This window comes from Pseudobacter sp. (assembly GCF_051955275.1).
Taxonomy (GTDB): Bacteria; Bacteroidota; Bacteroidia; order Chitinophagales; family Chitinophagaceae; genus Pseudobacter.
Window position 1 is genome coordinate 1 of sequence record NZ_JBQCGW010000060.1, and the last position, 10,090, is coordinate 10,090.

Annotated in this window: 7 protein-coding genes; 1 reads left to right on the plus strand and 6 read right to left on the minus strand. The window is 48.7% G+C overall.

The window, feature by feature from the left end:
- From ACTHMC_RS05760 to ACTHMC_RS05785, 6 genes are all read right to left on the minus strand, one after another.
- Positions 1–1,116: PKD-like family lipoprotein (locus tag ACTHMC_RS05760; RefSeq protein ID WP_440411643.1), on the minus strand; the 1,116-nt coding region annotated here is incomplete at its 3' end.
- A gap of 19 nt (positions 1,117–1,135) precedes the next feature.
- On the minus strand, positions 1,136–1,993 hold the full coding sequence (locus ACTHMC_RS05765; protein WP_440411644.1) for a DUF4843 domain-containing protein: 858 nt from the start codon (positions 1,991–1,993) through the stop codon (positions 1,136–1,138).
- 25 nt (positions 1,994–2,018) lie between these two features.
- Positions 2,019–3,485, minus strand: coding sequence for a RagB/SusD family nutrient uptake outer membrane protein (locus ACTHMC_RS05770; protein WP_440411645.1), 1,467 nt, complete (start codon positions 3,483–3,485; stop codon positions 2,019–2,021).
- A 25-nt stretch (positions 3,486–3,510) separates the two neighbouring features.
- Positions 3,511–6,894 carry a SusC/RagA family TonB-linked outer membrane protein gene (locus tag ACTHMC_RS05775; protein WP_440411646.1) on the minus strand — a complete coding sequence of 1,128 codons (3,384 nt, stop codon included), beginning with the start codon at positions 6,892–6,894 and terminating at the stop codon, positions 3,511–3,513.
- Between the two features lie 242 nt (positions 6,895–7,136).
- Complete coding sequence (locus ACTHMC_RS05780; protein ID WP_440411647.1) at positions 7,137–8,351, minus strand: FecR family protein; 1,215 nt, start codon at positions 8,349–8,351, stop codon at positions 7,137–7,139.
- Between the two features lie 79 nt (positions 8,352–8,430).
- On the minus strand, positions 8,431–9,036 hold the full coding sequence (locus tag ACTHMC_RS05785; protein WP_440411648.1) for an RNA polymerase sigma factor: 606 nt from the start codon (positions 9,034–9,036) through the stop codon (positions 8,431–8,433).
- Between the two features lie 107 nt (positions 9,037–9,143).
- Here ACTHMC_RS05785 and ACTHMC_RS05790 point away from each other — a divergent pair, with 107 nt between their 5' ends.
- On the plus strand, positions 9,144–9,947 hold the full coding sequence (locus tag ACTHMC_RS05790) for a hypothetical protein (protein WP_440411649.1): 804 nt from the start codon (positions 9,144–9,146) through the stop codon (positions 9,945–9,947).
- Positions 9,948–10,090 lie beyond the last annotated feature (143 nt).

Consider the following 10,090-nt stretch of genomic DNA (forward strand, 5'->3'; position numbering starts at 1 on the left):
CATGATGGTAAATGAATTTCCATTGGTGGAGCCGCCATCCGTGTTACGCGTATTTTCTCCGTATACCAGGGTACGGCCGGTAGCCGCCTGGTTCCAGGAAAATGCATCGCCGGGCAGATCGGAAGGAATAGTGGAAAACAATCCCAGACCGAAGTTGGCATAGTTCATGAAACGGTTGTTCTCTGTATCGTACCACATTACGGAGTTCATATTCCCGATGGAATAGAACAGGTATGGTGCTGGCTTGATAAGATGATCGAAATTGGATTCTGCCCTGTTTATGGGATTGGTATAGAAATCTCCACCATTCAGGAATGTGCTGGTAGGAAAGATATGCCCTTCACTGGTCATCATGGCGCGGGAATAGGTATTGCCTGTATTGCCTGCCCTGTCTCTGATCTGCGGTGCAAGCAGGATGGGTTTCAGGTTCTCTTTATCCAGGTTCTCCGAAATGGCAATGATGGAACTGAATTTCCTGGAAGTGTTGCCTGTCATGGTTTTGCGGTCAAGGTAATAAGATCCGCTCTTCGTCATCACCCATACCCTGGTATAGTTGCTGTTGGTATCCCTGGTGCCCGTATGCAGGACGGTAACGGGGTCATACAAAGTGGGCAGTCCGCTTGAAGCAAGGATGCCGTGCACAATGGTAGTATCGTTTCCCATGGAGATCATTTCCACTTCTGCAGCGCCGCTCTCTGAAGTCCCTATCAGCATGAGGCCGGAAGAATAATTGGTGCCGACTGTGAGGCTGGAACTTTTTTTCCAGGCAAGACCGGTAGCATTATCCACGATGCGCAGCGTGAGCACATAGGTATCCGGACTGGCATTCACTGCGTAATCCAGCACCTGCTTGCGGCCAACGGTGTCAACCACTGTGGTGCCTTTCACCAGGATCCAGTAGTAGTTGAAGCGGGAAGCATCGGCATTGGCTTCCGTCATTTTAATGATGGGTTCAATATGCAGCACATCCCTGTTGAACACGGCGTTATAATTGGCTGCGATCCCGGTTATAGTGATCTCATTGATGTCTTTGTAATCGTAATTACCAGTGTCTTTGAAGCATGCCGCAAGGAAGGTGCCGGATGCAGTAAGTATGATGAGAAGGATTCTTTTCATGAGTAATTGCAGTTTGTGGTTAATTGTACGGTACTCCAATGTAAGAGGTCCAGGGAACAGCGCCTACGAACATGAGCCTGCCATCGTCCTCCAGCACCGGAGTGCCATTGTTGAACTGGATGATAAGCCAGCGCGACATCTCCTGGTGGATCAGCGTAACCAGCACAGGCGTCATGGTGGCTTCGGAACTGAAGTCTTCATATTTGAGGTTGAACATCTGGCACATCAGTGTCAGTTTCTTCCTGGTGAATGCGCCCCATACACCCGATTCCCTGTTCCCCGCCTGGATGGAGCCACGCCATACAGCTGGCTGAACCATCAGATCGTTCACATTGATCACATGCAGCCTGGCGTCAAAGGCAGTGTCGTTACCCAATGATGTATTAGCCAGATCAGGCAACGCTTTCCATTTGGGAAATGCAAGTCCGAAATGTTCATTGGCAACCAGCCGGAGCCCGAGTGTTTTGTTCTCATTCAGCATATCCGCCGTGCGCTTCAATGTAACGGGAATATATCCGAATGTTGAATTGGCCGGGATGCTGTAGGTTCCCTGGATCGGAAGATAATGCACACCTTCCTGCGCAGTGGTTGAATCCGGATTCACTTCCACTTTAAAAGGCCTGTCGTAATCCTTTACCGGACCGGTGATCATTACTTTGATCTTTGTCTCCAGCTCCGTTACACTGGCTGGCTGCTTCACAAATTCTATATTGGTATATGGTCTGAACGGCCATGTTGCCGGTGCTGAATAAGAAGGGCCGGACTGCACGGCAAAGTAGATCCCTTCCATTCCGGTATATTGCATCATTTCTTTTTTGCAGGATGCCATCGGCACTACAAGCGCCAGCAGGAATGACCAGAATATGATTCTTTTCATTGTATAATCTTTTACATGAATGATGTTAGTTGCCCCGCACAGAAATTTCGCTGAGAGGCAATGGCACAACATAGTTTGATAATATCATTTGCTTGGTGCCGGTAAGGTTGGCGTTGTTCGGAATGGTCGTAGTTGAATTGCGCTTGTAGTAGAAGAACATCTGCCCCTCTCCTATCACTTCCTTACGGAACTCACGTGTAATGAAATCTTTCAATTGTACCGTTGTGGCGGGCGCCAGGCTCACACAGTTCCTGCCGGTGCGCAGCAGGTTGAGGAAAGTGGTTCCTTCCTCAAGTGTTGGTGCACATTCGGCAACAGTGAGGATCACTTCACTCAGCCTGATGAGCGGGATCATATTCGGACCAGGGCCATTGGTGGTTACACCGTATTTTACATGAGTGAGGAAAGATCCGTTGGTATTGGTCTGCGTCATCCAGGCCTTCAGGCGTACATCATTCTGATCGTCGTACAAAGCATTCTTGCGCGTCTGATTATCGTCGTTATTGTTGAAGCTGAGCCTGCGCTCCTTGATCAGGTCAGGCGTGAAGAAATTGTTGTAGAGATTCTGGCGGTTGATGGTATAAAGCGAGAACATCACTTCGTTCACGATCATATGATCGAAGTCTGACGGTGCAGCTGCAGGATTCTGAACGCCTATCCTGAAGACGGGCTTTGCAGGATCCAGCACGGCCGTAAGGATCTCCCGTGCTGTTGACAACGCATTCCCTTTATCCTGTTTCCACAGGTAAGCCCTTGCCAGCAAGGCTTTCACAGCATAGTAGTTGAGACGGTACTGACGGTAGTAAAGATCGTTGGAGCCCGTGGGATTGGAACCTGCCCGAACACCCGAAGTGATCACAGGATCTGATTCTTTCAGCAGCACAGCAGCTTTGGTAAGATCGTCAATCACTTTATTCATGATCTCTTCAGAGCCGAGTAATGCGCTTACGGCGGGGCGTGATGAGGTGTTGTAAGGAATGCAGGGACGGGTTTTGTCGGCCTCTGAATATATGGGACCGAACAGGCGCAGCATATCCAGGTGCAGCATGGCCCTCAGTGCCAGCGCCTCTCCTTTCACGATACCGAAGTATGGACCTTTCAGTAAAGGGTTGCTGTTCTCCCCGCATTTTTCGATGATGGTATTGCAGTTGAGGATCAGCTCATAGGCTTTTGTCCACATATCATCAAAGGTTGACCTGGCCCTGTCTGCAGTGTATCCGAAAACGGCATGGTCATAAAAACGATGCGTGCTGATGTTCATGAAGTAGTACTGCGCCATTACATCCAGTGCGGAAACAGACATCTGTTCTCCGTAAAGTTTTGCATTGGCGAGCTCAACATACACGCCGTTCAGTGCCGTGAGATATCCCTGGGTAGTGGAGAACAGCTGGTTCTCTGCGAGCCTGTCGGCCGGCTTCACATCGATCCACTTTTTGCATCCTCCCAACAGCAGTCCCAGCGATGCCACTATACTCAATATTGTAAATTTCATGCTTTGTGTTTTTGGCTTTTATCAATTAAAACCTTACGCCTGCGGTGAAAGAAACTGACCTGGCGAAAGGATAGTCGATCCCGCGTTCATTCAGTACAGTGGATACCCTGAAGATATCGTTCATATAAGCCCTGAAGGTTACGCCTGATGCGCGGATGAACTTAAGCCAGCGTGCATTGTTGGTTTCATAACCAACAGAAATGGATTCACCTGACAGTATATTATTGTCTTCCACAAACCTCGAAGACATGGGATTCGATCTTGTCTCCATAATGGCTTTGAACCGTGCGTTATCACCGGGTTTCTGCCAACGCTCGGAAAGTGCTCGCTTGTCCTGGTTCAGACCGATCTTGTGGTAAGGAATATTTTCCACTTTATCATACAGGGTCTGCATGAAAACCTGTCCACCGATCCTGTAACGCAGGCTTATGTTTGCCGTAAACCCTTTGTAGGATACGGAGCTTCCGATAATGCCTTCCACATCGGGGTCACTGTTGCCTACCACTACTTCATTCCTGTAATCATGTATGAAGGTCTGGTTACCATCTTTGCCCAGAAACACTTCCCTGCCGGTGGCGGGATCGATGCCGAGTGATGGAACGGCCCATAGGTCTGAAGGGCTGGCGCCATCATAGTAACGCACCATGTTCACACCTTTGTTCTTTTCATTGAAGTTGGAAAGTGCGTTGCCGAAATTTTTGTAGCTCGATTTCAGGCTACGTGCATTGATATTGATGTACCAGTTGAGATCACGCTGCATCAGCAATCCATAATTGGCTGTGATGGTGAAACCTTTCTGGTCAAGTCCCCCGAAATTGCTTGAAACGCTGGATGCGCCTGAAGAAGAAGGCATCGCAACAAATACCAGAAGCGGGTCTGTGGTCTTAACAAAATAATCCAGGTTGAGGCGAAGCCGGTTCTTCAATGTGATCAGGTCCAGTCCGATATTTCGGTCCAATGTCTTCTGCCATTTCAGATCCGGGTTTCCGGGATTCGCGATCACTACGCTGGGGCCGAATGGATTGCGGATCTCGTTGTTGAACCTGTACACTCTCATGGAAATATAATCACTGAAGGTCTGGTTGCCGGGATTACCTATGGAACCGCGTAGACGGAGACTGTTCACCCAATCGTAATGCGAGTCTCTGAAGAATCTTTCGTTATGGATATTCCATCCAAGGCCCATCGACCAGATGGTGGTGAACTGCCTGTCAGCGCCGAACACGGAAGCACCGTCTGAGCGCACGGTAGCGTCAAAGAGAAAGCGTTCGTCAAAAGAGTAACCGGTATTGATGAAGTAGCTGGCGCTGCGTCGTTTTGATTCGCGGTAGAGTGCGCGCTTGCTGTCAGAATAATCGAAGGCGAATGCCGCGTTGGGAAATTCGTCGGTCACAAAACCACGCACTTCGTAGGAACTTCCTACTGTAGAGCTTTGCGTAAAGCGGATTCCGCCAACCACATTGATCATATGTTTCTCAGCAAGCAGTTTTCCGTAGGTAAGACTGAAATCTCCGTCGTAGTTGAGCTGGCGGTCGTTCTGCTCAAAGAAGGTGCCTTGCTGCAGGGGATCAGTATTGTGAAACTCGGAATTGAATGGCGACCGGAAGATCTCATCACGCACAGTGAGCTGGTTGATGCTGAAACGTGCACGTGCCCTCAGTTCATTGAGCGCGCGCCATTCGATCTCGAAGTTATTGGTGAATCCCTGCGATTCCGATTTGTTCACGTTCCTGTTCTTAAAATCGAAGAGTGGATTGAAATAGGTTTCGCTTTTCTGCGTGAGGCCGGAAGCTAAATCGAGATAAGAGAAAGATTCCAGGATCTTGTTGATGCCACCCACGTCGTTGTATTTCCTGAAATAGGGATTTGCCCGGGAGAAATCAGAGAAAGGAATGGATTCCCTGGTAGATCTTAATCCATCGATGGTGAGTGAGTTGGTAACGGAGATCCGGTCTTTACGATAGATCAGGCGGACGTTTCCGCTGGTGAGCTTTCTGCCGGAGCCTTTCATCACACCCTGGTTTTCCCCGAAGGCCAGGGTGGCTCCGTACCGAAGGTTATTGTCGCCGCCCTCTGCAAACACCGTATGGCGCTGAGTGGTGGCAAAACGAAGTGGTTCATTCATCCAGTAACTGTTCACGCCACGCCTGATCTCTGCGAGCCTGCTATTGTATTTGGCATCGCCTTCTTCCGTTACAAAGTTTCCATCGGCATTGATGGAGCCGAGGAACATGGATTTTTTCTCGAATTCCAGTTTTTCCTGTGCATTCATCAGGTTGTAATCAGAGAGGTCGGCAAAATTGAAACTGGTATTGTTGGTATAGTTGAGGCGGAGTTTTCCGGCAGCAGGGCGGCGTGTTTCCACCACCACTACCCCATTGGCTGCCTTGGAACCGTAGATGGCCGTAGCAGCGGCGTCTTTCAGCAGCGTGATGGTTTCGATGCGGTCCATGCTCAGGTCGCTGATGATGGCCAGGGTGCTTTCAAAACCATCCAGGATGAAGAGTGGCTGGTTGGGGTTGGTACCGTATTGTTCCGTGAGGCCGATCACGCTGCTCTTTCCACGGATCTCGATATCGGGAAGCCTGTTGGGATCTGAGCCGAAAGTGGAATTTTCCACCACGGCGAATGCCGGGTCCAGTGTTTTCAATGCCTGCAGGGCATTCTGGTTTCCGATCATCTTCAGCTCCTTTGCCGTGAAGGTGGTGGATGAACCGGTGAAGCTTTCTTTTTTTCGCTGGTAGATGCCCGTTACCACATGGTCTTTCATGGATGACACGGAAAGCGGCATTTTCACCATCAGCCTGGATGTGTTCCTCACTTTTATTTCAGTGGACTCATAACCTACCGCAGAAAATACAAGCACCTGGCCGATGGCAACCTGTATGGTAAAGACTCCTTTTGTATCTGTGGTAGCGCCTTTCTTCGTTCCCTTAACCATTACACTGGCACCGGCAACGGGCTCCAGTGTTTCCGAGGTAACAAGGCCGGAAATGGTTTCGGTAGTGTCAGCCGGTGTTTCCCGCGACGGAGCAGTACGGATGGTGAGTTCGGGAATCCTGCGGGCCAGCGTGATGGTCTTTCCTTCGATCCGGAAGGTCAGCGGCTGATCGCGTAGCACGGTTTGCAGGAAGTCACTGAGCGGCATATCCACGGCTGTAATGCTTACGGGTTTGGTGTCTGTGAGCAATTGCTTGTTGTAGAAAAACACATAGCCAGTTTGTTTTTCTACTGCCGTGAATAATTGTTTCAGCGTGATCCCATTTCCCGAAAATGAAATATTCTGGGAAAAAGAGTTTGCCGAAACAGTCAGTGAAGTGGCAAAAAGAAAGATGGTTAACAGTCTCATAGCTTTGAACATTGAAGCTGTGAGCAGTGAAGAATCGCCTGATCTCTGTACCCTGGCCATGATCCCGGCTGGTTGCCGGAAACAGTTCTCATCGGTTTTTGGCCCGGGGTACAAAAAAGACGTGTCACACTGGTCACAAGTAGCAGTTTTGGGCATACTTTTGTTACAGTTTGGTTGGTTAATAAATGCTTAGCGGTGTTTAAATCGACCCGGCTACTTTGCCGAAGGTGTTGCAAGCGCCTTCGGTTTTTTGCTTATGGGGCGATCCGGTTTTGTTATCTGATGGCTATACTCTTTTTTATTTATGGTAATACAATCAGTTTGCGTCCTTCCATACGGAAATTCACTTCCGATTCTTTGAGTGATCTCAACATCCCTTCCAGGCTCACATCATTACTGAACTTCCCTCCGAAAATGATGTCAGGGATAATTCCTTTTTCATACACCACTTCTATATCGTACCAGCGCTCTATCTGTCTCAGCACTTCTTCCAGGCTGGCATCCTCAAAATTGAAGAGGCCTTTTTTCCAGGCGATTACTTTTTCTATGTTCACATTGTTCACCACTTTCACGCCCTGCAGGTTGGCCTGCTCTGAAAGGCTGGACTGAGCCTGTTCTCCGGGTTTCATTACTTTGAAGGAACTGGTATCATAACCAGCGCCTGCCCTGATCCTGATACTGCCGTCAACCAGGGTGGTCCTGATATTCTTTTCATTTGAATAGGCATTCACGTTGAACTGAGTACCTAATACTTCCACTTGCGCTTTATTATCGATATCCACCAGGAAAGGTTGCAGATGATTAGGTGCCACTTCAAAGAATACTTCTCCTGTAACCCTCACCTGGCGCTTGTTTCCTGAGAAGATGGTAGGATACCTGAGCGAACTCGCGGCATTCATCCACACTTTTGTTCCATCCGGCAGTACCAGTCTGAACTGTCTGCCTTTGGGCGTACTCAGTACATTGGTAACTGCTTCTCCTTCCGTTGCGTTCTGTGCGTAGCTCAGGGATCCGTTCTGCAGCAGCACCTGTGTGCCATTCTCAGAGGCTATTACGCCGTTCCCTAGTGTATCCAGCACCATTTTGGTTCCATCGGCCAGGGTAAGAATGGCGCCCTCTTTGCCGGGCAGTATCTCCGCGGAGTTTCCTGCCAGCGTACCTTCTTTCTTGTTCTCCCTGATGTCCAGGAAATAAAAGCCGATACCCGCTGTTACCACTGCCACGGCCGCTACCCATTTCCATAGCGATGGCATTTTCCGTACAGGCGTAATAGCTGGTAAGGTGCTCATACCGGTACGGATCTTCTGCAGAATGAGCTCCTCATTGTTCTCTGTTTTTTCCTGGAAATACAATAATACCAGGCTTCGAAGCTGCTCTTCATCATCGATGGATTCAAAGAGAAGCCGGTTACGCTCCGATGCATCGATCCAGTTATTGAGCTGCTCCTGGTCCTGATCCGTCAGATCGTCTCGCAGGTGCCCGGTTAAGAGACCGATAAGCTGTTGTTTGGGTATCATAAGCCCTCATAACAATCGAAGCGGTCCAATCAACCAGTTGAAATTGAAATTTTCCTGATTTTTTTTGGGAAGAGTGGCATCAAAGAAGAAATCCACATTCCACAAGGAGGAGGAATGAGAGCATGAAATCCTTGCCCAGGGCCAGTTGCAGGATGCGGATGGCAGTCACCCGCTGGTTGGTTACCGTTTGGGCTTTTATCTGCAGGAGTGTGGCTATCTCGGCCGGTTTCAGGCCATCGCGGTAAGAAAGGAGAAAGATCTCCTTCATGCGTGGCGCCAGTTTATTCACTTCGGTATAGATCCTGTGAACCAGTTCAAGCTGTACCTGTTCCTCCAGGAAATCCCCCTGCTCCCTTTCATTGAGCTGACGGAGCAGTTCTTCCTTGCGGCCGGCCTTCATCTGCCGGTGTTTCAGCAGGTTATAACATTTGTTCCGCACAATCACAAAGAGGAAGGCAGCCACTTCGTTAAGGTCTTTCAGCTGATGGTTCTGCTGCCAGAGCTGTATAAAAGCTTCAGCGGTCAGGTCACGGGCATCTTCAGCCTCTTCCATGAACTTCCTGGCAAACCAGAATACCCGTTGGTACAGGTGGCGGTAGATCATTGTAAATGCCTCCTCGCTGCCTGCGCGGAACTGCTGCATCAATACAACTTCATCCTGTATTTCTTTTTCTGTCAATTCCACTAATGGAGGGAAAGTCTGATTTATTAAGGTAAAATAGTAGAGGACGTAGATTTACTGGCGGTTGCAAGATATGTATATTTTATTATCTTGTTCCTAAACCTCTTCCCATGTCCCTCGTCAAATGGATTCCGGCCTTTTCCGTTCTCTTGTTTTGCTGCGGTAAAACTGATCCCACTGTTCAGCCTCCACCTGATCCTCCCAGGCTGGATTGCGTGGCAGATCATATCGCTTCTTATAATAATAGTCCGGATTATATGCAGACCAGTTATTCTTATTCGTCCCAGAGAAAACTGGAATCCTCCCGGAATGCATTCACCACCTGCAAATTCCATTACAAGGATACTCTGATCGTGAAACGGGAAGTATTGTACACCAGCTCAGGGTTACTCAGGAATTATGATAGCCTGTTCTATCATTCTGACGGCAGCCTGGCACAGGTGAAAATGTTCACGTTCGACGATACAAAAAAGGAATTCGTGAATGATATCATTCTCCAATTTCAATACACGGGAAAACAATTGACCGGTCTCGATTATACGTTTGAGAAGAATGATAATATGGTCACCAATCATTATGAATATACCTGGGATGCAAAGCAGAACATTGTCAAAAATACAGTCAGGACTTACGATGGTTCGGTAGGTATTGCCAGTTATTATTACAGGGATACCGTCAATAAATTAGCCCAGCTACGCGTACCGATAGGTTTATTCCTGACCAATACAGGCCTGGCGAAGCCGGAGCTCCTGCCCGGTGACCTGCCGATGTTCCTTAGTGCGAAGGCTATGAACAGGTATGACGACTGGAGCGGGAATACTGGTGTTAAAGTGGACATGAATGCTGTGCTGAGCTCCATCACCGTGAAGATTAATGACCTCCTGATTTACACATTCAGCTTGAGTTGCCAGTAATATTTACTCATGGTGTGCCCGGCAGCTCGCGGGGACGCGAGCTAACGGGCCCATCGAAAAAAAAAGGCTGGCCTGTGAAATGCCAGCCCAGGAAACAAATTATTTATTAATTAAATAGGGATTTAATTTCCTTATTTAATAGG

Coding starts and splice junctions, on each gene's coding strand:
- ACTHMC_RS05765 (WP_440411644.1), bottom strand. CDS start 1,993: ATGAAAAGAATCATATTCTGGTCATTCCTGCTGGCGCTTGTAGTGCCG.
- ACTHMC_RS05770 (WP_440411645.1), bottom strand. CDS start 3,485: ATGAAATTTACAATATTGAGTATAGTGGCATCGCTGGGACTGCTGTTG.
- ACTHMC_RS05775 (WP_440411646.1), bottom strand. CDS start 6,894: ATGGCCAGGGTACAGAGATCAGGCGATTCTTCACTGCTCACAGCTTCA.
- ACTHMC_RS05780 (WP_440411647.1), bottom strand. CDS start 8,351: ATGATACCCAAACAACAGCTTATCGGTCTCTTAACCGGGCACCTGCGA.
- ACTHMC_RS05790 (WP_440411649.1), top strand. CDS start 9,144: ATGTCCCTCGTCAAATGGATTCCGGCCTTTTCCGTTCTCTTGTTTTGC.